The 21,325-nt window shown below is 69.3% G+C and carries 23 protein-coding genes and 1 riboswitch; of the genes, 13 read left to right on the forward strand and 10 right to left on the reverse strand.

Annotated features, from left to right (window positions below; genetic code table 11):
• The coding region (locus tag B0F77_RS48150) for a hypothetical protein (RefSeq protein WP_086666653.1) at positions 1 to 706 on the forward strand (706 nt) is incomplete at its 5' end.
• Positions 707 to 763: 57 nt separating this feature from the next.
• Here B0F77_RS48150 and B0F77_RS48155 read toward each other — a convergent pair.
• From B0F77_RS48155 to B0F77_RS31525, 4 genes are all read right to left on the reverse strand, one after another.
• Positions 764 to 904 (reverse strand): hypothetical protein, encoded by a 141-nt coding sequence (locus B0F77_RS48155; protein ID WP_158102869.1) that lies wholly within the window; start codon positions 902 to 904, stop codon positions 764 to 766.
• Entirely contained in the window at positions 904 to 1,635 is a 732-nt protein-coding gene (locus tag B0F77_RS31515) for an RNA polymerase sigma factor (RefSeq protein ID WP_245848898.1), read from the reverse strand. Before B0F77_RS31515 ends, B0F77_RS48155 begins: the two co-directional genes overlap by 1 nt.
• Positions 1,632 to 2,198, reverse strand: a complete 567-nt coding sequence (locus tag B0F77_RS31520; protein WP_086666654.1) for an RNA polymerase sigma factor — start codon at positions 2,196 to 2,198, stop codon at positions 1,632 to 1,634. Before B0F77_RS31520 ends, B0F77_RS31515 begins: the two co-directional genes overlap by 4 nt.
• A gap of 220 nt (positions 2,199 to 2,418) precedes the next feature.
• Entirely contained in the window at positions 2,419 to 2,862 is a 444-nt protein-coding gene (locus B0F77_RS31525) for an SRPBCC family protein (RefSeq protein ID WP_211294150.1), read from the reverse strand.
• 61 nt (positions 2,863 to 2,923) lie between these two features.
• Between B0F77_RS31525 and B0F77_RS31530 the strand changes: the two genes are divergently transcribed.
• On the forward strand, positions 2,924 to 3,460 hold the full coding sequence (locus B0F77_RS31530; protein WP_086666656.1) for a TetR/AcrR family transcriptional regulator: 537 nt from the start codon (positions 2,924 to 2,926) through the stop codon (positions 3,458 to 3,460).
• Here B0F77_RS31530 and B0F77_RS31535 read toward each other — a convergent pair whose 3' ends face one another.
• Positions 3,461 to 4,402 carry a M28 family metallopeptidase gene (locus B0F77_RS31535; protein ID WP_211294151.1) on the reverse strand — a complete coding sequence of 314 codons (942 nt, stop codon included), beginning with the start codon at positions 4,400 to 4,402 and terminating at the stop codon, positions 3,461 to 3,463.
• Between the two features lie 140 nt (positions 4,403 to 4,542).
• Here B0F77_RS31535 and B0F77_RS31540 point away from each other — a divergent pair, with 140 nt between their 5' ends.
• From B0F77_RS31540 to B0F77_RS31565, 6 genes are all read left to right on the forward strand, one after another.
• Positions 4,543 to 6,021, forward strand: coding sequence for a potassium/proton antiporter (locus B0F77_RS31540; RefSeq protein WP_086666726.1), 1,479 nt, complete (start codon positions 4,543 to 4,545; stop codon positions 6,019 to 6,021).
• 79 nt (positions 6,022 to 6,100) lie between these two features.
• A riboswitch (SAM riboswitch) is annotated at positions 6,101 to 6,215 on the forward strand.
• A 33-nt stretch (positions 6,216 to 6,248) separates the two neighbouring features.
• Positions 6,249 to 7,583, forward strand: a complete 1,335-nt coding sequence (locus tag B0F77_RS31545; protein WP_086666727.1) for an aminotransferase class V-fold PLP-dependent enzyme — start codon at positions 6,249 to 6,251, stop codon at positions 7,581 to 7,583.
• 23 nt (positions 7,584 to 7,606) lie between these two features.
• On the forward strand, positions 7,607 to 8,359 hold the full coding sequence (lspA, locus tag B0F77_RS31550) for a signal peptidase II (protein ID WP_245848899.1): 753 nt from the start codon (positions 7,607 to 7,609) through the stop codon (positions 8,357 to 8,359).
• Between the two features lie 101 nt (positions 8,360 to 8,460).
• Positions 8,461 to 9,345 (forward strand): RluA family pseudouridine synthase, encoded by an 885-nt coding sequence (locus tag B0F77_RS31555; protein WP_086666728.1) that lies wholly within the window; start codon positions 8,461 to 8,463, stop codon positions 9,343 to 9,345.
• Positions 9,346 to 9,355: 10 nt separating this feature from the next.
• Complete coding sequence (locus tag B0F77_RS31560) at positions 9,356 to 9,811, forward strand: NUDIX hydrolase (protein ID WP_086666658.1); 456 nt, start codon at positions 9,356 to 9,358, stop codon at positions 9,809 to 9,811.
• A 59-nt stretch (positions 9,812 to 9,870) separates the two neighbouring features.
• Entirely contained in the window at positions 9,871 to 10,473 is a 603-nt protein-coding gene (locus B0F77_RS31565; protein ID WP_086666659.1) for an NAD(P)-dependent oxidoreductase, read from the forward strand.
• Here the strand turns inward: B0F77_RS31565 and B0F77_RS31570 are convergent.
• Positions 10,459 to 11,358, reverse strand: coding sequence for a LysR family transcriptional regulator (locus B0F77_RS31570; protein ID WP_086666660.1), 900 nt, complete (start codon positions 11,356 to 11,358; stop codon positions 10,459 to 10,461). The genes B0F77_RS31565 and B0F77_RS31570 overlap by 15 nt on opposite strands.
• 23 nt (positions 11,359 to 11,381) lie before the next feature.
• Here B0F77_RS31570 and B0F77_RS31575 point away from each other — a divergent pair, with 23 nt between their 5' ends.
• A complete protein-coding gene (locus B0F77_RS31575) occupies positions 11,382 to 12,161 on the forward strand; it encodes an inositol monophosphatase family protein (RefSeq protein WP_245848901.1) in 780 nt (259 codons plus the stop codon).
• Here the strand turns inward: B0F77_RS31575 and B0F77_RS31580 are convergent.
• Together B0F77_RS31580 and B0F77_RS31585 are read right to left on the reverse strand one after the other, a co-directional pair.
• Positions 12,139 to 12,891, reverse strand: a complete 753-nt coding sequence (locus B0F77_RS31580; RefSeq protein ID WP_158102870.1) for an SDR family oxidoreductase — start codon at positions 12,889 to 12,891, stop codon at positions 12,139 to 12,141. The genes B0F77_RS31575 and B0F77_RS31580 overlap by 23 nt on opposite strands.
• The gene (locus B0F77_RS31585; protein WP_086666729.1) at positions 12,888 to 13,283 is read right to left on the reverse strand and encodes a nuclear transport factor 2 family protein; all 396 of its coding nucleotides are present in this window, start codon (positions 13,281 to 13,283) and stop codon (positions 12,888 to 12,890) included. Before B0F77_RS31585 ends, B0F77_RS31580 begins: the two co-directional genes overlap by 4 nt.
• Positions 13,284 to 13,341: 58 nt before the next feature.
• Between B0F77_RS31585 and B0F77_RS31590 the strand changes: the two genes are divergently transcribed.
• Positions 13,342 to 13,983 carry a TetR/AcrR family transcriptional regulator gene (locus B0F77_RS31590; RefSeq protein WP_086666663.1) on the forward strand — a complete coding sequence of 214 codons (642 nt, stop codon included), beginning with the start codon at positions 13,342 to 13,344 and terminating at the stop codon, positions 13,981 to 13,983.
• Here the strand turns inward: B0F77_RS31590 and B0F77_RS31595 are convergent.
• Positions 13,980 to 14,831 carry an AsnC family protein gene (locus tag B0F77_RS31595; protein WP_086666664.1) on the reverse strand — a complete coding sequence of 284 codons (852 nt, stop codon included), beginning with the start codon at positions 14,829 to 14,831 and terminating at the stop codon, positions 13,980 to 13,982. The two genes, B0F77_RS31590 and B0F77_RS31595, sit on opposite strands and share 4 nt — an antisense overlap.
• Before the next feature lie 216 nt (positions 14,832 to 15,047).
• Between B0F77_RS31595 and dnaE the strand changes: the two genes are divergently transcribed.
• The 3 genes from dnaE (at position 15,048) to B0F77_RS31610 (ending at position 21,088) form a co-directional block, all read left to right on the forward strand.
• Positions 15,048 to 18,560 carry a DNA polymerase III subunit alpha gene (gene dnaE / locus B0F77_RS31600; protein ID WP_086666730.1) on the forward strand — a complete coding sequence of 1,171 codons (3,513 nt, stop codon included), beginning with the start codon at positions 15,048 to 15,050 and terminating at the stop codon, positions 18,558 to 18,560.
• 55 nt (positions 18,561 to 18,615) lie between these two features.
• A complete protein-coding gene (locus tag B0F77_RS31605) occupies positions 18,616 to 19,821 on the forward strand; it encodes a cytochrome P450 family protein (protein WP_245848903.1) in 1,206 nt (401 codons plus the stop codon).
• A 64-nt stretch (positions 19,822 to 19,885) separates the two neighbouring features.
• Positions 19,886 to 21,088, forward strand: coding sequence for an adenosylmethionine--8-amino-7-oxononanoate transaminase (locus B0F77_RS31610; RefSeq protein ID WP_245848920.1), 1,203 nt, complete (start codon positions 19,886 to 19,888; stop codon positions 21,086 to 21,088).
• Here the strand turns inward: B0F77_RS31610 and B0F77_RS31615 are convergent.
• A complete protein-coding gene (locus B0F77_RS31615) occupies positions 21,061 to 21,303 on the reverse strand; it encodes a glutaredoxin family protein (protein ID WP_086666666.1) in 243 nt (80 codons plus the stop codon). The genes B0F77_RS31610 and B0F77_RS31615 overlap by 28 nt on opposite strands.
• Positions 21,304 to 21,325 lie beyond the last annotated feature (22 nt).

The raw sequence follows: 21,325 nt of genomic DNA on the forward strand, positions 1-21,325 counted from the left end.
ACAGCTGGTCGACCAGCTGTCGTTCTTCCGGCGCGGCGCCTACGCCGCCGACGTGAACTCGTCCGGTGTGGTGGTCCTGACGGGATCCACCGCCTTCCCCGCGGCGACTCGCTGGCAGGCCGGCGTGTACACGACGCTGCGCGGCTGGCAGGGCGAGTACGGGGTCACGGCGATCGACGTGAACGAGCGCGGCGACGTGCTCGGGGAGTCGGACGGCAAGCCGGTGGTGTGGCCGGCCGGATCCGCCGATGCCCAGCTCGTGCCCGGCACCGACGCGTCCTGGTCGGCGATCGGCATCGCGGACGACGGCACGGTGCTGGCCTCGTCGAGCACGGGTGTCCACTGGATCGGCGCGTCCGGCACCGTGGAGCTCAGCGGCGCCACGGAGGTGCGGGCGATGCACGGCTCCTACGTCGTGGGCCGGTCCGGTGCCGAGGTCGTGCGCTGGGACCGGCAGGGCCAGGTGAGCGGCGCGTTCACCGGTGCGGTGGACCCGGTGGCCGTGAACTCCCACGGCCAGCTGCTGGGCATTGTGGACAACGGCACAACGACCGGGGCGAACGCGTTCTGGCCTGACGTCGAGCAGCGACCGGTGGGCGTGGACAGCGGTGCGCGATTAGGAGTCCTCACCGACGAGGGCGACCTGTACGGCACGCGGGTGCTCGACGAGTGGAACAGCTACCCGGTCGTGCTCGACTGCGCGTGACCTGGCTGGTCCGAAGCGGTTCGTGGTGCGGCCCCGGCCGAGGGGCCGCACCACGGCTCAGGCCGCCTGGGGAAGCGAGGTGCGGTCCAGCGCCACCAACACCTGCTCGGCAAGACGAACGGGAGGTGGGTCGATCACGCAGACCAGTTCGGTGAGCCACGCGATGATCGCCAGGTCGGTCTCGTCCAACTCGGTCATCAGACGCCTCCTTCTGCGGTGAGCTCATCCCGAAGTGCTGCCAGGCAACGTCCCCTGGTCGGCCCGATGCTGCCGTGCGGCATCTCCAACGCCTCGGCGACCGCGCGGTATTCGGCCCGCCCGGCGAGCACGGTGAGCCGAAGGAGTTCCTGGCACCGTCGCGTCAGCCTGCTGAACGCCCGCCACAGAATGCGGTCGCGGTCGTCGCGCAGGGCCTCCACCTCCGGCAGCCACCGTGCGCTGGGCACCTCGGAGTTGTCCGTCGACAGTGCCGACCGCCCATGTGCCTCCTGCCAGTGCTTGCGTGCTTCCCTGCGGGTCGTCACGACCAGCCAGCCGACGAGTGCGCGCGGCTCGGTCAACCGGTCGATGTTGCGCAGGAAGGCCATCCAGACGGTCTGGACGACGTCCTCGGCGGTGGCGCGATCGAGGCCGTTTCCCCTGGCGACGTGCCAGACGAGGGGCGTCAGCTCCGTGACGAGGACGTCGAGCGCGGACCGGTCGCCTTCGCGGGCCGCCAGGACGCACTGCGCGTGCCGAGCGGGGCCTTCCAGGCCTTCCCACGCGACGACGGGAAGCACGGCGGTGGCGCCCTGCGCGATGATCGCGGCCACGCCGACCTCGTCCGGTGCCGAGTCCTCCGGGATCATGTCGGTGAGTTCGGCACGCAGTTCGTTCAGGCGACGGGCCGCTCCGTCGCCGTTGGCCTGCCGCTCGCGTTCGGAGCTCATGACTCCCCCTTGACGCCGCGCCGCGAATTGCGAACCCGGCGATCTGGATTACCGACCTTCGCGCTGACCTGCGCGCGGGCCCGGGACACGTGGACCCGCGCGGCATCCCGGTCGCAGCCGAGCACTTCGGCGATCTGCTCGTAGTCGAACGACCAGAACCTCAGCGCCAGCGCGGTGCGCAGCGTTTCCGGCAGACCGCTGATCGCGGTGAGCGTCGCGGTGAGTTCCTGGGAGATCTCCGCGTCGCGGTGGCGCTGGACGAGGATCCGGAAGGCACTGCCGTGCCGGGCGATCAGTTCGTCGCTGAGGACTCCCGGACGTTCGCGCAGCCGGCGGGCCTGGTCGATGAGCGAGTTGCGGATCGCCGTCACCAACCACGCGCACCGCCGCGACGGCTCGATCGACCGCCAGTTCCGCCAGGCGCTGACGAAGGCGTCCTGGACGGCGGCCTCGTGGTCGAGGCCCGGTGACCAGGTGGCGGCGAACCTGCACATCCGAGTGCGCTCCCGGTGGTAGAAGTCGCTGAAGGCGACCGCGTGTTCGTCGGAGTCGGAGGGTGTCATCACGACCGATCCGAGTCAGTGCGCGGCCGGACCACGACCAGGTCCTCGAGCGTCGAACCCACCTGCCGTCGAATCTTCCCGCTGAGGGCGGTTAGGGGGTCCACCATCTCGTACTTCCCCTCTCGAGACCTGTCCGTCGGCCGCGTTTAGCGACCCGGTACCAGGTAGACGCAAGCGGGACGAGAATGTGAACGCCCGATGTTCGCACTCGTGCGGCGGGTCAGGTCCCGATTCCGGCGGCCCGCCCGAGCAGGCGGACGAACGGCGACCGGCGGAACGGCTGTTCCGGCGGCCGGCCCGCCGCCGTCTCGGCGTTGTCGAGCAGCTCCTCGAGGCACGCGTCGTGCAGCCAGCGGATCACGAACACCCATCGCACCCACGGCAGCGGGCGCGTGGGGTGGGTGATCAGGGTGTGCCGCAGGATGTCGCCGTCCGCCTCCAGCACGTGCGTGCCGTTCAGGTGCTTGAAGGCGAACTCGATGCGGCGGCCTGGTTCGTAGGCGGTGCAGGTGTAGCGGATCGGGCCGTGGCCGCCGTCCGCGCCGACCCCCAGCGGCCGGTCGAACGTCATCCGCGGCCAGCCGTCCGGCCACAGTTCCAGGATGCGGTCCACGAACGGCCCCGCGTCGACCGGCAACCGCCGCTCGTGCACGTTTTCGATCATGAGTCGAGCTCCTTCCATACGCTCCCGTATGTTCTGAAAACGTACGGTAGCGTATGGAAGCGTGGCGCGGAGGAATCGTGATGACTGGACTGAGATAGCGCTGAGAGCGCTGGCCGAAGGCGGGCTGGGCGCGGTCGCGATCGAACCGCTCGCGGCGCGGGCCGGAGCCACGAAAGGCAGCGTGTACCACCACTTCCCGAACCGGGAGGCGCTGCTCAGGGCGACCGTGGAGCGGTGGGAGCGGGAGCACACCGAGAAGGTCATCGAGCTGGTCGAGGCCGAGAAGACCCCGCACGACAAGCTCAGGACGTTGTTCGGCACGGTGCTCGACCGCACCCGCGAGGGCTCGGTGGAGCTGGCGCTGCAGGCGGGCGCCGAGAACGAGGTCATCGCGCCGGTGCTGCAGCGCGTCACGAAGAAGCGGCTCGGCTACCTGACCGAGCTGTTCGAGCAGCTCGGGTTCGACCACGAGCACGCGCGGAAGCGGGCGCTGATCGCGTTCAGCCTGTACCTGGGCCAGGTGCAGATGTGGGCGACCCTGCCCGGCCTCGTCGAACCGGTGCTCGACGAGGCCGTGCAGGTGCTCACCGCGAAATGATCAGGCCGCGGTCGCCCACAACGTGTAGGCGATCACGTCCGCGTTGCGGTCGAGTGCCTTGTCGTTGACGTTCGACATGGTGTCGCAGGAGCGGTGGTAGCAGCGGTCGAAGGCCTGACCGGCCGTGCCGCCCCACTTCGTGGCCTGGGCCGAGGTCTTGGTCTCCTCGGCGCCGGTGAACGTGCCTGAGGTCGCGATGCCCGCCTCCGTGAACGCCGCGTGGTCGGAACGGCCGTTGACCAGGGTCAGCTCGGTCTGGACGCCGATCGACGCGAAGCCCGCCTCCAGCCGCTTCTGCAGTTCCACCGAACCGGGGATCACCGGCTTGTGCTCGGTGCCGTCGTAGACGAAGTAACCGGGGTTCGGCGAGCCCGTCATGTCGAAGTTCAGGTACGCCTTGATCTTCGACTTCTCGGTGCTGGACAGCGAGTTCAGGTAGGCACGCGAGCCGCGCAGGCCGCGTTCCTCCGCGCCCCACCAGCCGAACCGCACGTGCTTGCGCGGCGCGAAGCCGGTGGCCTTCATCTGGAGGGCGACCTCCAGGATCGACGCGGAACCCGTGCCGTTGTCGTTGATGCCGGGGCCCGCGGTGACGCTGTCGAGGTGGCCGCCCAGCATGACGACGTTGTTCGTGTCGCCGCCGGGGTAGTCGGCGATCAGGTTGTAGCCGGTGGCGCCGCCGTAGGTGAACGACTGCACGCGCGTGGTGAAGCCGGCGTCGTCGAGCTGCTTCTTCACCCAGTCCACCGAGGCCTTGTACCCCGGACGTCCGTGGGCGCGGTTGCCGCCGTTCGCGGTCGCGATCGTCTGCAACTGGGTGAGGTGCGCTCGCACGTTCGTGACGCTGATGTCGGGCGCGGCCAAGGCCGCTGGAGCGGCCGCTTGCGCTGTGGTCACTCCGGTCACCATCAAGGCGGCCGCCAGCGCGATCAGGATCCTCATGGTTCAACTCCGTGCAGGGGTAGGGATTGAGCCACTGATCAACATGCTCTGACGCGCATAAGCCGGATAGGTGCGAACGGCTGGAGTTGTTAACGCCTCTGATTCGTCCAACTCGGTGGTGATCAACCAGAATGGTCCAGGTGGGTGACGTCACGGTCGTTCTGGGCATCGGCGCGGCCGTACTGCTGATCGCGGTGATCGCGGTGCGGGTGTCGACTCGCCTCGGCCTGCCCTCGTTGTTGCTGTACCTCGGCATCGGCGTGGTCCTCGGCGAGTCCGTCGCCGGTATCAAGTTCGACGACGCCGACCTGACGCGGTCCCTCGGCATCGCGGCACTCGTGCTGATCCTGACCGAGGGTGGGCTCACGACCCGTTGGCAGGCCGTGAAGTCCTCGCTGCGACTGGGCATCGCACTGTCCACAGTGGCCGTGGCGGTGAGCGTCGCGGTGACCGGAACGGCGTTGCACTACCTGCTCGACCTCGACTGGCGGATGGCGTTGCTGTGGGGCGCGGTGCTGTCGTCCACGGACGCGGCGGCCGTCTTCAGCGTCCTGAGGTCATTAGGTGTCGGGGCGCGGCTCACCGGTGCTTTAGAACTGGAGTCCGGCCTCAACGACGCACCCGTGTACATCGCCGTGGTGCTGCTGGCGTCCTCGGACCGGATCTCGTGGACCGCGCCGTTGCTGGTGATCTACGAACTGGGGGCGGGCGCGCTCATCGGCGTCGCGCTGGGCTACCTCGGCGGCGCCGGACTGAGACGGGCGGCGCTGCCCGCCACCGGTCTGTACCCGCTCGCCACCGTGGCGGTGTGCGTGATGGCCTACACGGCCGGCGACCTCGTGCACGCGTCCGGATTCCTCGCCACCTACGTGGCCGCGCTCGTGCTCGGCAACGCACGCCTGCCGCACCGCGCCGACACTCTCTCGTTCGCGGAGGGCCTCGGCTGGCTCGCCCAGATCGGGCTCTTCGTTCTGCTCGGCCTCTACGCCTCGCCGTCGCGGTTGCTCGACGTGCTGGTCCCCGCGCTGATCGCGGGTGTGGTGGTGACGCTCGTGGCACGCCCGCTGTCCGTCGTGGTCGCCTCGCTGCCGTTCAAGGTGCCGTGGCGGGAACAGGCGTTCCTCTCGTGGTCCGGTCTGCGCGGTGCGGTGCCGATCGTGTTCGCGCTGATCCCGTTGATCCAGGGCGTCGAGGGTGCGCGCGAACTGGTCGACGCGGTGTTCGTGCTGGTCATCGTGCTGACGGTGGTGCAGGGCACGACGCTGCCGTTCCTCGCGCGCCGCCTCGGGCTGGTGCGCGCGGGGGAGGCGCAGGAGGTCCAGGTCGACGCCTCGCCGTTGGACGAGCTGGGCGCCGAACTGCTGCAGGTGCACATCCAGCGCGGGTCGAAGTTGCACGGCGTGTACATGTCCGAACTGAGGCTCCCGAGCGGCGCAACGGTGAGCCTCGTGGTGCGCGCCGGGAAGAGTTTCACGCCACAGCCGACGACCCGGCTGAACACCGACGACCAGTTGCTCATCGTCACCACCGAGGAAGCGCGTGACGCCGCTGAGCGGCGGATACGCGCGGTCGACCGGGCCGGTCGCTACGCACGGTGGAAGGGCGAGACCGGCGAGTAGGGCCTGTCGGTCTCCGAGGCTTCCCAGCATGTGATCGACGCTCGACGGGCGCCGCGAGCCTCCGCTAACGTCGTCGGCAGGTCATGAGAGCCAGCGTCAAGCCCAAGCTTGCTGGCCGGCAACCCTCCTACCGCGGTGGGGTGCCCTTGGTGAGGACCTGGTCCGGCGCGTAGGGCGCCGGTCAAGCGCGGGCCTCCATGCGGGCCCCTGGCCTCGGAGGCAGCTCGATGACGCTCGCGATCACCAAGACCACCACTGGCACTGCGGTTCCGGCTGTTGTCGGCGCTGACCTGCGCGTTCCGCTCGTCACCGGAGAGCGCGTCACCTATGCCAACCTCGATCACGCGGCTTCCGCGCCCTGTCTGCAGGAAGTGCGCGACACCGTCGACGAGCTGCTGCCCTGGTACGCCAGCGTGCACCGCGGCGCCGGGTTCGCCTCGCAGGTCTCGACCCGCGTCTACGAGCAGGCCAGGGACCGCATCCGCAGGTTCGTCGGGGCGCACTCCTCCGACGCCGTCGTCTTCACCCGCAACACCACGGATTCGCTGAACCTGTTGGCCCGCAGCGTTCCCAAGAACACCGCAGTCGTGCTGTTCGACAGCGAGCACCACGCGGCGCTGCTGCCGTGGCGTGGCCCGAACGTTCAGCGCGTTCCCTCACCTTCTTCGTCCGGCGCTGCGGTCGTCGCGCTGGACCGGGCTCTTGCCGCCGCCCCGGTCGGCCCTAGGCTCGTGATCGTCACCGGGGCGTCCAACGTCACGGGTGAGCTGTGGCCGGTCGCGGAGCTCGCGAAGGTCGCCCGCCGGCACGGTGCGCGGATCGCGCTCGACGCCGCGCAGCTCGCGCCGCACCGCCCGATCAACGTCCGCGAGCTGGGCGTCGACTACATCGCGTTCTCCGGCCACAAGATCTACGCGCCGTTCGGTGCGGGTGTGCTGGTGGGCCGCGCGGACTGGCTGCAGCAGGCCCAGCCGTACCTGGTCGGCGGCGGCGCGACCGCCAAGGTCACCGACCACGGCGACCGGCTCGGCGTGGCCTGGTCCGCGGTGCCCGAGCGGCACGAGGCCGGCAGCCCGAACGTCGTCGGCGTGCACGCGCTGGCCGCGGCCTGCGAGATCCTGTCGCGGCACTGGGAGCAGACGATCGCGCACGAGCAGGAGCTGCTCACGCGCCTGCGGGACGGCCTGCGCACGATCCCCGGCTTCCGCGAGCTGTCGATCCTCACCGACGCCGACAAGGTGGGCGTCGTGAGCTTCACGATCTCCGGCTTCGACGCGGGCTTCCTCGCGGCGGCGCTGTCCGCCGAGTACGGCATCGGTGTGCGCGACGGCGCGTTCTGCGCGCACGTGATCGTGGGCCGCCTGGTCAAGCAGCTCGGTTCGCACGAGGAACGTGCCGTGCGCGCGTCGATCGGTCTCGGCACGACGGCCGAGCACGTGGATCGTCTGGTCGCGGCACTGCGCACGCTCGTCACCGAGGGCCCGAAGTGGAGCTACACGCAGCGTGACGGCCGCTGGGTGCTCGAGGACGACAACCGAACCCTGCCGCCGTTCCTCGCGTAGTCCCTGGTGTGGACAATGACCTGGTGAGTGACGAGTCGAAGGCCGCCGGCCCAGCAGCCGCGGAGGTCGCCGAGTCCGCGGTCGAGGTGCAGGTCAGCGAGCCGGAGACGACCGAGGTACCGAAGGCCGCCGAGCTGGTCGTGCCCGAGGACGAAGCCGGGGAGAAGCCCGCCGAGCGGGTCGTCTCCGAGGAGGACGTCGTCGAGCCGGAGTTCTCGATCACCGGTTCGCTGCCGGAACCGAGGACGAAGATCCTCGCGATCATGGCGGCCGGGGTGCTGGCCTTCGACGTGCTCACCAAGGTGCTGTCCGTGGCGTTCCTCGAGGGCGCCGAGCCGATCAAGATCTTCGGCGGCGTGCTGTACCTGACGTTCGTCCGCAACCCCGGCGCCGCGTTCGGCCTGGCCGAGGGCATGACGTGGATCCTGGCGCTGATCGCGCTGGGCGTCGCCGGGTTCATCGTCTGGATCTCGCGCAACCTCCGCTCCCAGGGCTGGGCCGTCGGCCTGGGCCTGGTGCTGGGAGGCGCCGTCGGCAACCTCGCCGACCGCCTCTTCCGCGAGCCGGGCCCGATGCGCGGCCACGTGGTGGACTTCCTGTCGCTGTTCGACCCGTACGGCCGTGTGTGGCCGGTGTTCAACGTCGCCGACATGGCGATCGTCTGCGGTGGCGCGACGATCATCATCCTGGCGCTGAGGCAGCACGACTACGACGGCACGGTGCACAAGGATGCTCCCGTTCCCGTGGAACCGGCCGGGCTGCAGGAGTCGAAGTAGCCGCACTTGGTAGATTCAGCGGGTTCTGCAAGGCGAAGAAGGTCGAGGCCCCCCGCGTGAGCGGTTACCGAACGCTGCCGATTCCCGACGGTTTGGACGGCATGCGTGTCGACGCTGGCCTCGCGAAGCTGCTCGGCCTGTCCCGCACCGTGGTCGCGGCCATCGCCGACGCCGACGACGTGCTGATCAACGGCCGGGTGGTCGGCAAGTCCGACCGGCTGACTGCCGGGGCCATGCTGGAGATCACGCTGCCGGCGCCGCCGCAGCCCGTGACCGTGCAGGCCATCCCGGTCGAGGGACTGATCATCCTGCACGAGGACGACGACATCATCGTCGTCGACAAGCCGGTGGGCGTGGCCGTGCACCCGTCGCCGGGCTGGACCGGCCCGACCGTGGTGGGCGGGCTCGCCGGCGCCGGTCACCGCGTCGCCACGTCCGGTGCCGCCGAACGCCAGGGCGTCGTGCACCGCCTCGACGTGGGCACGACCGGCGTGATGGTGGTGGCGAAGTCCGAGTCCGCCTACTCGGCGTTGAAGCACGCCTTCAAAGAGCGGACCGTCGACAAGGTCTACCACGCGATCGTGCAGGGGCACCCGGACCCGATCAAGGGCACCATCGACGCGCCGATCGACCGGCACCCCAAGCACGACTACAAGTTCGCCGTGATGAACTCCGGCAAGCCCTCCATCACGCACTACGAGGTGATGGAGGCGTTCCGCGCCGCGTCGTTGGTCGAGGTCCACCTGGAGACCGGTCGTACGCACCAGATCCGCGTGCACTTCTCCGCGCTGCACCACCCGTGCGTCGGCGACCTGACGTACGGCGCCGACCCGACGTTGTCCAAGCGGCTCGGGGTGTCCCGGCAGTGGCTGCACGCGCGGCAGCTCGGGTTCCACCACCCGGCGGACGGGCAGTGGGTCACGTTCACGTCCGAGTACCCGGACGACCTGTCGGCGGCGTTGGAGAAGCTGCGCGAAGAAGGCTGACGACCGCGACGTGCCGTACACGAGTTTCGTAGATGTCCTGCTGATCCTGGTGCGGGACGGGCACGTGCTGCTCGCCGAACGGTCGGGCACCGGCTACGCCGATGGTCAGTGGAACCTCCCGTCGGGCAAGCTCGAAGAGGGCGAGGACCTCGTCGCCGCGGTGATGCGCGAGGCCCGGGAAGAGATCGACCTCGGGCTCACCCGCGCCGATCTGGTGATGGCCACCTCCGTGCACTACCTGAGCCCGGAGGGACGCGCTCGCGTCGGCTTCTTCTTCCACGCCCCGCGCTGGCGCGGGGAACCGCGCAATGCCGAGCCCCACAAGTGCGCACGGATCCAGTGGTTCCCGCTCGATCAGCTCCCGCCCAACACCGTGCCGTACACGCATGCGGGCGTGGAGCTGTTCCGCCGTGGCGAGTCCTTCGGTCTGCAAGGTTGGCCGGGCTTGCCGAATGCGTCTGGGTAAATCATCGGTTGACGAGCTTTCATTTGATGTTAATCGGTGACCTGCCTAGCGTTCTCGGCATGAACCTCATCGTGCTCGCCGCCTCCGGCCGGACCGGTCATGCCCTCGCCCGCCAGGCCCTGGACCGCGGCCACGCCGTCACGGCGATCGCCCGCGACCCCGAGCGCATCACCCTCGACCACGCCAACCTGCACAAGGTCGCCGGCGACGTGAGCGACCCGGCGAGCATCGCCGCGGTCGTCGGTGCGGACTCCGTCGTCCTGTCCGGGCTCGGCACCGACCGCGCGGGCACCTTGCTCGACGGCGCCAAGGCGGTCGTCGCCGCCGGACCGCGGCGGATCATCTGGCTCGGCGCGTACGGCACGGGTGCGTCCGCGGAGGCGGCGGGCGAGGGCGCCGGGGTGCTCTGGAAGGTGATGGGCGACCGGATCCCGGACAAGATCGCGGCCGACAACGCCGTGCTCGCGGCCGGTGGGACCGTCTTCCACGCCGGGGTGCTCAGCGACGAACCGGAGAGCCCTGGCCGGCGCACGGTCGGGCTGGACGACGCGCCGCCGTTCGATCTCGGCGCGAAGGTCGGCCGCGACACCGTCGCGGCGGCGATGCTCGACGAGGCCGAGGAGCCGCGCTTTCCCGGAACTGTCGCCCTACCGCTGGCCTAGGACCTCGGCGAGGGTCGCGCGGACCTGGTCGCGGAACCACGCATGGGCCAGGTCGGAGTCGTAGCGCTGGTGCCAGTTGCAGTTGATCGGCGCCTCCGGGGACTTGACCGGCAGCGGCAGGGTGACCAGGCCGAACGCCTCGATCAACGGACCGCAGAGGATCGCCGTGGTGGTGACCAGGGCGTCGCTCGTGGCCACGATCTGCAGGGCGGTCGCCACGGTCGCCACGGTCGCGATCACCCTGCGGTGCAGTCCGGCCGACGCCAGCAGGTCGTCGATCGGGGCGGTGAACCGGCCGCGCCGGGAGACCAGCACGTGCGGGTAGGCCGCGTACCCGCGCAGATCCAGTTCGGTGCACGGATGCCCGGCCCGCAGGACCACGGCCAGCGGGTCGGTGCCGAGTTGTTCGGAGCGGAACTCGGGCAGGTTCGGTGTGCCGCCGCCGAGTTCCAGGTCGACCCGGCCGTGCCGCAGGTCGTCGGTGTCGGTGGAGTGCTCGGCGAGCACCCGCAGCCGCACGCCGGGTGCCTGGGTCGCGATCCTGCCGATCAGCGACGGCACCACCGCCGAGGCGAGGGCGTCGTGGCACTGGACCGTGAAGGTGCGGTCCAGCTGGGCGAGGTCCAGTTCACGGCTCGGCGACAGCACGGCGTTGGCCTGCCGCACCAGCCGGTGCACCTCCTCGGAGATCGCCAGCGCGTACGGCGTCGGCGTCATCGAGTGGCCGGTGCGCACCAGGATGTCGTCGCCGGTCACCTTCCTGATCCGCCCGAGGGTGCGGCTGACCGCGGGTGACGACAGGTGCAGCCGCTCCGCCGCGCCCATCACGCTGCCCTCTTCGAGCAGGGCGTCCAGCACGGTCAGCAGATTCAGATCCGCTTGCATGACAGTCAATCTTGGAGGAAGCCATGATCGCAGCCACCACCGCCGCCGTCCGCCGTGCCGGAGCGCGAATGCGGAAGCGCTGTTCGCCGGAGTCGCGGGCGTCCTCGCTCGACGAGATCATCGCGGCCGTCCGCGCCAACGACGCGGCTGTCGTCGACCTGCTGCGGCCGGAACTCGCCGAGATCCGCCCGAGCGCGCGGTGGCTCGACGACGAGCACGGCTCCGGCCCGCTGGAACCGGGCGAGTGGTGGCTCGTCGACCCGGTCGGCGGCAACATGAACGCGGTCCACGGCATGACCGACTGGAACATCGGCGTGAGCCTGGTCCGCGACGGCCGCCCGGTGCTGTCCGTCGTCCACTTCCCGCTGTTCGACGAGATGTTCACGGCCACCGAGGGCGGCGGCGCGTTCCTGAACGGCGTCCGCCTCGAGGTCTCGGACAAGACCTCACTCGACGGCGCGCTGGCCGGCACCGGTCAGGCCCAGCCGGGGCAGGGGCCGGAGATGGCGGACCGGGTGGGCGCGTCCTACAGCGCGATGGCGAAGGAGGCGCTCTACGTGCGGATCTCCGTGCCGGTGACCCATCAGCTCGCCCAGGTCGCCGCGGGACGGATGGATGTGCACTGGCAGTACGACAACGTGCGCTCGCACGCGTCCGGTGTGCTGCTCGTTCAGGAAGCGGGCGGTGTCGTCACCGATCTCGACGGCGAGCCGTGGGAGCTGACCACCCGCGAGTACCTCGCCGCCGCGCCCGGCGTGCACGACGCGGCGTTGCAGGTGCTCAGCCGGGTGGACTCCAGGTGAGGTCGATGGTGTCCATGGCGAGCGCGGCCCTCGCCTGCCGGGCCAGGCCGCGCGGGCCGACGCGGGCGAGCACCTTCAGCGCGAGCGGTGGCACGTGCCGGGGAGTCTCTGGCCGCACGGTCGCGGCGAGCTCGTTGAACGTCAGGTTCTGCCCGCCCGCCTCCAGCACCTGACCGCGCAGGCCGGGGTCGACCACGGCCCGCTCGACGAGCGCGGCCACCTCGTCGACGCCGACGAAGTTGATCGGGTTGTCGCCGCCGCCGAACACCAGCGGCCGCCGCGACCGGCCGAGCAGCTCGACCCACAGTTCGCGGAACGCGGTGGCCCGGACGACTGTCCACCGCATACCGCTGGCACGCAGGTGCTCCTCGGCCGCGTACTTCATCCGGTGCAGCAGCATCGGGTGGTCCGGGGCCGCGCCCTGCACCGACAGCATGATCACGTCCGCGCCCGCCTCCTTCGCCGCGTCGACGAGGTGGGCGTTGCCGTCGCGGTCGACGGTCTCCGGCGTCACGCCGCCGGGCCCGGCGAACCCGTGCACGGCGGAGACCACCACGTCGACCTGCCCGAACGCGAGCGGGCGCCGCACGTCGCCCACGACGACAGCGGCCGGCAGCCCGGCGGCGCGGGCCGGATCTCTGGTGAGCACGCTGACCGGCAGCCCGCGGTCGGCCAGCCTCCGCACGACCAGCCTGCCGAGCCGGCCGGTGCCGCCCGCCACGAGGATCACGGCGCACCGCCGACGTGCCGGGCCAGCGCGGCGTCGACGCCGGGGCCGCCGTGCTCGACGGGTTCCAGGTAGAACCGCCCCCACGCCGCGCGGTCGTCCTCGACGCCGAAGATCACCACGCCGCGCATCAGGTGCGGCGAGCCGTCGGGCCGCGTGCCGCGGTGCTCCCACTCGCTCCACACGGTGTCGCCGTCGGTCACGTGCCGCAGCACCTCGACCTCCAGGTCGCCCACGGTGGCGAAGATCCGTTCCCAGTTGCGCCGGACCTGGTCCCGCCCCCGGAAGCCGCGTTCGGGATGTGCCGGCGTCTCGTTGACGTAGCCGGGCGTGAAGCAGTCCACGAGCGCGTCCAGGTCGCGCGCGTTGGCGGCCCGCTGGAGCCGTTCGATCATGGTGGCCACCTCCTCGGGATATTCGGTACAGTCGCCTGTACTGAATATGGGAGCACACATGTCGGAAGTCAAGCGTCGCTACGACTCGGGCGGGCGAAAACGTCAGGCGGAGCAGACGCGCGCGGCGGTGCTGGACGCGGCGCAGCGGTTGTTCCTCGCCAACGGCTACGCGGGCACGGCGATCGCCGACGTCGCCACGGCGGCCGGGGTGTCGGTGGAGACCGTCTACAAACGCTTCCGCGGCAAGGCGGGCCTGGTACGCGCACTGCGGGAGCGGGCGCTCGCAGGGGTGGGACCCGTTCACGCCGAGCAGCGCTCCGACACGTTGCGGGGCGAGGATCCGCACACCCTCGTGCGCGGCTGGGGGATGCTCGCCGCGGAGGTGGCGCCGCTGGTCGCGCCGATCCTGCTGCTGGTCCGCGACGGGGCCGTGCACGACCAGGACCTGGCCCGGTTGCGCGACGAGTTGGACGACGACCGGTTCAGCCGGATGAAGGACAACGCCCGCGCGTTGCACGACCGCGGCCACCTGCGGCCCGGCGTGTCGCTGGAGGAGGCCGCCGAGGTGCTGTGGACCTACACGGCGCCGGAGCTGTTCGAGCTGCTGGTGCTGCGCCGCGGCTGGTCCGCCGGCCGGTTCGGCGCGTTCGTGGCGGACTCGCTGGCGTCAGCCCTGCTGGCGCTGGCCCCCAGGACCTAGTCCTCTACCGTCCACACCAGCGTGTTGATGTCCACCTCGGGACGCACGCTCCAGCGGACCTGGATGACGTCGGTCATCTCCGGCAGCACGAACACGGTGTGGCCGCCGGCCGTTTCGCCCTGCTGCACACCGAGCTTGTGCGCCGGGCGTGAGGACAACGACACCGGCGCCTTCGTCACGGTCTCGCCGGTCTTGGTGACCAGGACCAGGTACATGTCCGGCAGTGAGGTGTACGGCACCTGAGAGGTGTTCGTCACCTCGGTGTGCACGACCACGGCGCGTTCGCCCTCGGCGAGCTTGTAACCCGCCGCGGTGAACAGGAAGTCCGCCGGGTCGACGACCTCCACCAGCTGGATGGACAGGCGGGCGCCCTCGAGGCTGTCGGCCTCCAGCGTCGAGCCGATCTTGCCGGTGCGCGAGATCGGCTTGGGCTGCGGCTGGTCCGCGCGCACCCACCCGGCCGACTGGGGCGGACCCCACGTGGCCTGGGGCTGGGGCTGGAGTTGCGGCTGTGGCTGGGCCGGGAACGGCTGGCTGATCGGGGCCTGCGGTCCGTACGGCTGCTGAACCTGGTGCGGACCGCTCTGGTGCACGGAGTACGGGCCGGACGGCGGCGGGCCCAGGTAGCTGCCGTAGGCGGCGGCGTTCGCGAGGGCGCGCCGCACGCCGTTCGGGTCGCATTCGACGCCGACCAGCAGGGGCAGGCCGCTGCCGGACAGGGTGATCAGGCGCATGGCGGCTTCGCGGGGGTCCATGCCCAGACGCTGGGCGATCTCGTGCACGGCTGCGCGGCCCGACTCGGCCAGAACGGCGAGCAGGCGAGCGTCTACGGGATCGGGGGCCACCACGAATTGAACGCTACCCGCCGCTGTCGATCTCCGCGTCACCGCCCGGCCGGTTGGAGATCATGGCGACAAACCGACGTGTCCGAGCGAGAGGTGGGCTTCGAGGCGGGATATGGTTGGCGGATCCGGATTTCGCGTCCTTCCCACGCGTCCGTTCGATCTCCTGGAGGTACCGTGGCGGACTCGTTTGTGCACCTGCACGTGCACACCGAGTACTCGATGCTCGACGGCGCGGCCAAGGTGGCCCCGTTGTTCGAGGAAGCCGAGCGGCTCGGCATGACCGCTGTCGGCATGAGCGACCACGGCAACATGTACGGGTCCGACGAGTTCTACCAAACGGCCACGAAGACCGGCATCAAGCCGATCATCGGCATCGAGGCCTATCTCGCGCCGCACAACCGCCTGCACAAGAAGCCGGTCTTCTGGGGCGATCCCGGCCAGCGCGGCGACGACATCTCCGGTGCCGGCGCGTACACCCACATGACCATGTGGGCGCGCAACGCCGACGGGTTGCGCAACCTGTTCCGGCTGCACACCGAGGCGAGCAAGACGGGCTACTACTACAAGCCCCGCATGGACCGCGAGCTCGTCGCGCAGCATTCCGACGGCATCATCGCGACGACCGGCTGCCCGTCCGGCGAGGTGCAGACCCGCCTGCGGCTCGGGCAGGTCGAGGAGGCGGTCAAGGCCGCCGCCGACTACCAGGACATCTTCGGCAAGGAGAACTTCTTCCTGGAGCTGATGGACCACGGCCTCGACATCGAGCGCCGGGTCCGCGACGGCCTGCTGGAGATCAGCAAGAAGCTCGGCATCCCGCCGCTCGCGACCAACGACAGCCACTACGTCACCAAGGACCAGGCGGACACGCACTCGGCGTTGCTCTGCGTGCAGTCCGGCAAGATGCTGACCGACCCGAACCGGTTCAAGTTCGACGGAGACGGTTACTACCTGAAGTCGTCCGAGGAGATGCGGCAGATCTGGAAGGACCTGCCGGAGGCGTGCGACAACACGCTGCTCGTCGCGTCGATGGTCGAGTCCTACGAGGACATCTGGAGCATCAAGGACCGGATCCCGAACTTCGAGGTGCCGGAGGGCGAGGACCAGGCCTCGTGGTTCCGCAAGGAGATCCGGCGCGGTCTCGAGTGGCGGTTCCGGGGCCAGGAGGTCCCGGACGAGTACATCAAGCGCTGTGACTTCGAGGCCCAGGTCATCATCGACAAGGGCTTCCCGGCGTACTTCCTGATCGTCGCCGACCTGATCAACTACGCCCGCAGCGTCGGCATCCGGGTCGGTCCCGGCCGTGGTTCGGCCGCGGGCGCCGCGGTGTCGTGGGCGATGGGCATCACGAACATCGACCCGATCCCGCACGGTCTGCTGTTCGAGCGGTTCCTGAACCCCGAGCGCACCGCCATGCCCGACATCGACATCGACTTCGACGACCGCCGGCGCGGCGAGATGATCCGCTACGCCAGCGAGAAGTACGGCGCGGACAAGGTCGCCCAGGTGATCACGTTCGGCACGATCAAGACCAAGGCCGCGCTGAAGGACTCGGCGCGCGTGCATCACGGCCAGCCGGGCTTCGCGATCGCGGACAAGATCTCGAAGGCGCTGCCGCCGCCGATCATGGCGAAGGACATCCCGCTCAACGGCATCATCAACAAGAGCCACCCGCGCTACGGCGAGGCGGCCGAGGTCAGGTCGCTGCTCGAGACCGACGCGCAGGTGAAGGAGATCTTCGACACCGCGCTCGGCCTGGAGGGCCTGATCCGCAACGCAGGCGTGCACGCCTGCGCGGTGATCATGTCGAAGGACCCGCTGTCGGACTCCATCCCGCTCTGGTACCGCGACGACGGCTCGTTCATCACCGGCTGGGACTACCCGTCGTGCGAGAACATCGGCCTGCTGAAGATGGACTTCCTCGGGCTGCGCAACCTCACCGTGATGGGCGACGCGATCGAGAACATCGAAGCCAACCGCGGCAAGGACGCGGTCCCGGACTTCGACACGCTCCCGATGGACGACCCGGAGACCTACGCGCTGCTCGGTCGTGGTGACACGCTCGGCGTGTTCCAGCTGGACGGTGGCCCGATGCGCGACCTGCTGCGCCGCATGCAGCCGACGTCGTTCGAGGACATCGTCGCGGTCGGCGCGCTGTACCGCCCCGGTCCGATGGGTGTGAACGCGCACAACGACTACGCGGACCGCAAGAACGGCCGTCAGGAAGTCAAGCCGATCCACCCGCAGCTCGAGGAACCGCTCAAGGAGATCCTCGGCGAGACGCACGGTCTGATCGTCTACCAAGAGCAGATCATGTTCATCGCCCAGGAGGTCGCGGGCTACTCGATGGGTCGAGCGGACGTGCTCCGCAAGGCCATGGGCAAGAAGAAGGCCGAGGTGCTGGCCAAGGAGTTCGAGGGCTTCCGGGAGGGCATGCGCAACGACCCGCGCGGCTTCTCCGACGAGGCGATCCAGGCGCTGTGGGACACGATTCTCCCGTTCGCCGGCTACGCGTTCAACAAGTCGCACGCGGCCGCGTACGGCCTGATCTCGTACTGGACCGCCTACCTCAAGGCGAACTTCCGCGCCGAGTACATGGCCGCCCTGCTGACGTCGGTCGGTGACAACAAGGACAAGTCCGCGGTCTACCTCGCCGAGTGCCGCCGCCTGGGCATCAAGGTGCTCCCGCCGGACGTCAACGAGTCGGCGCTGCGCTTCGGTGCGGTCGGCACCGACATCCGCTTTGGTCTGGGCGCGGTCCGCAACGTCGGCGCGAACGTCGTCGAGTCGATCATCAAGACCCGCCGGGAGAAGGGCGCCTACACGTCCTTCACGGACTTCATGGACAAGTCCGAGCTCGTCGCGTGCAACAAGCGCGTGATCGAGTCGCTGATCAAGGCTGGCGCGTTCGACTCGTTCGGTCACACCCGCCTGTCGCTGATCCAGGTGCACGAGGACGCGGTCGACGCCGTCGTGCCGATCAAGCGCAAGGAGGCCGAGGGTCAGTTCGACCTGTTCGGCGCCGACAGCGGCGACGAACCGGACGACAGCACGTCCCCGCTGGCCCACCTCAAGTTCGGCACCGACGAGTACCAGCGCAAGCAGATGCTCAGCCTGGAAAAGGAAATGCTCGGGCTGTACGTGTCGTCGCACCCGCTCGACGGCGCCGAGCGGATCCTGCGGAAGTTCGCGCCCAGGCCGATCGCGGTCGTGCTCGACGATCCGCCCAAGGAGGGCGAGCTGATCGTCTCGGGCATGATCTCGTCGATCGAGCGCCGGGTGAACAAGAACGGCCTGCCGTGGGCGATCACCGTGATCGAGGACCTGGACGCGTCCATCGAGGTGCTGTTCTTCCCGAAGTCCTACGAGGTCCTGCGCGACGACCTGGAGCTCGACTCCGCCGTGTGCGTGAAGGGGCGGGTGAACTGGCGCGAGGACAAGATGGCGATCTTCGGTGACGGTGTCGTCCCGCTCGACATCAGCGACGCCGAGCTGAACCCCGACGCCGATCCGCCGCTCGTCCTCGGACTGCACACCAAGACGCTGACGCCCGAGCTGATCGAGGAGCTGAAGGTCACCTTCAAGTCGCACGAGGGCCACGTCGCGGTGCACCTGGAGGTCCAGAAGCGCGACAAGTCGAAGGAGATGCTGGTGGTGGACAACTACCGCGTCCACCCGACGCCGTCGCTCTTCGGTGACCTGAAGACGATCCGCGGCGTCACGATCCAGCGGTAGAGGATCCCTCGAGAAATAGTGGCGGGCGATGAGTTAACGGGGTTAACTGGGTGAGGTGACGACACTCACCCAGTTGCCCGCCGACTACGTCCAGAACCCACACGAAGTGCACGACCTGTTGCGTGCCGAGGGGCCCGTGCGGGAAGTCCAGATGCCGCGTGGGCTCAAGGTCTGGCTCGTGACGCGGTACGACGAGGCGAAGATCGCCCTCACCGACCCGCGGATCAGCAAGAACGTCCAGGAGGGTGGCCACCTCTTCGACGTGCACGCGCCGGCGAACGCGGGACGCCGTGACTTCAACCAGGCGCTGTCGGTCCACATGCTCAACATGGACGCGCCCGGCCACACCCGGCTGCGCAAGCTCGTGAACAAGGCGTTCACCTCGCGCCGGATCGAGCTGATGCGGCCGCGCGTCAACGAGATCGCCGCGGAGCTGATCGCGAAGCTGAACGACGGCGACGAGGTCGACCTGCTGGAGGCGTTCGCGTTCCCGCTGCCGATCACGGTCATCTGCGAGCTGCTCGGCATCCCGATCGACAACCGCGACGAGTTCCGCGAGTGGTCGAACACGCTGCTGTCGTTCGGTTCGAACGAGGACATCGTGCACGCGTCCGGCGCGATGGCGGCGTTCCTCTTCGGACACGTCGAGAAGGTCGCGGCGGCGGAGCCGGACGACACGTTCTTCTCCGCTTTGGTGCACGCCGACGACTCCGGTGACCGGCTTGACACCCAGGAACTCGTGTCGATGGCGTTCCTGCTGCTCGTCGCCGGGCACGAGACGACGGTGAACCTCATCGGCAACGCGGTGCTCTCGTTGCTGAACAACCCGGACCAGTTGCAGATCCTCAAGGACCGTCCCGAGCTGATCCCGGCCAGCGGCGAGGAGTTCCTGCGGCTGGAGGGACCGGTCAACATCGCGACCTTCCGCTACACCAAGGAACCCATCGAACTCGGCGGCGTCATGATCCCCGAGAACGAGATCGTCATGGTGTCGCTGGTGGCCGCGAACCGGGACCCGGAGCGCTACCCCGATGCGGACAAGCTCGACGTGACGCGGTCCGCGCAGGGGCACGTGGCGTTCGGGCACGGCATCCACTTCTGCCTGGGCGCGCCGCTGGCCCGGCTGGAGTTCGACGTGGCGCTGACGCAGCTGCTGGCGCGGTTCCCGAACCTGAAGCTGGCCGCGGAGCCGGACACGCTGGTGTGGCGGGACAGCACGCTGATCCGCGGTCTGCACACCTTGCCGGTTCGTCTCGCTTAGTGTTCCGCGGGTGGACGACCTGCTGAAGCTCGACCAGGCGCACGTCTGGCACCCGTACGGCCCGATGCCGGGCACCCAGGAGCCGTTGCTCGTCAGCGGCGCGGAGGGTGTCCGGCTCACCCTCGCGGACGGCCGGGAGCTGGTCGACGGCATGTCGTCCTGGTGGGCGGCGATCCACGGCTACCGGCACCCGGTGCTGGACGCGGCCGTCACCGAGCAGCTCGGCCGGATGAGCCACGTGATGTTCGGCGGGCTCACCCACGAGCCCGCCATCCGGCTCGCGACCAAGCTCGTCGAGATCACGCCGGCGGAGTTGCAGCACGTCTTCCTGTGCGACTCCGGCTCGGTGTCCGTCGAGGTCGCGGTCAAGATGTGCATGCAGTATTGGCGTTCGCAGGGGCGCCCGGAGAAGCGCCGGATGTTGACATGGCGCGGCGGCTATCACGGCGACACGTTCACGCCGATGTCTGTATGCGATCCAGTAGGCGGTATGCACTCGCTCTGGCATGGAATCCTGCCGGAGCAGGTCTTTGTAGACAGTCCACCGGCAGAATTGAATACTGCATACATTCAGCAGGTATCCGACACCATCGAGCAGCACGCGCACGAGCTCGCCGCGATCATCGTCGAGCCGGTCGTGCAGGGTGCGGGCGGTATGCGGTTCCACGACCCGCGCTACCTGCACGTGCTGCGTGAGCTTGCATACACACACGACGTGCTGCTCGTGTTCGACGAGATCGCCACGGGCTTCGGCCGCACCGGCGAGCTGTTCGGCGCCGACCACGCCAACGTCAGCCCGGACGTCATGTGTCTCGGCAAGTCGCTGACCGGCGGATACCTGACGATGGCCGCGACCCTGTGCACATCACGGGTGGCGGACGGGATCAGCAAGGGCGAGGTGCCGGTGCTCGCGCACGGGCCGACGTTCATGGGCAACCCGCTCGCGTCGGCGGTGTCACTGGCCTCGATCGACCTGCTGCTGTCCCAGGACTGGAAGCGTGAGGTCGCGCGGATCGAGAACGGCTTGAAGAACGGCCTCGCGCCCGCACGTGACCTACCGGCCGTGAAGGACGTGCGCGTGCTGGGCGCTATCGGGGTCGTGCAGCTGCATGAGCCCGTGGACATGGCACGAGCAACCAAGGCGGCCGTGGACGCCGGTGTGTGGCTGCGGCCGTTCCGCGACCTGATCTACACGATGCCGCCGTTCATCAGCACGGACGACGACATCGCGACGATCTGTCAGGGCGTGATCGCGGCGGCGAGCTGAGTGTCGGTCGGCTCGACCATGAACTCACCGTTCGGGAGTACGACGACGGGGATCTGCCTGCGACCGGAGATCTCGATCGCCCTGTCCCGCGCCGCGTCGTCGTGCTCGACGTCGACGTAGGTGAACGGCACGTTGTTGCGGGTCAGCCAGGCTTTGGCCCGGCGGCAGTCACCACACCATTCGGCGCCGTACATCACGATCGGCTGCTCAGTCATGCCCTCACGTTAGGTGACGTCC

This window comes from Lentzea kentuckyensis (genome assembly GCF_002150765.1).
In the GTDB taxonomy this organism is placed as follows: Bacteria; Actinomycetota; Actinomycetes; order Mycobacteriales; family Pseudonocardiaceae; genus Lentzea; species Lentzea kentuckyensis.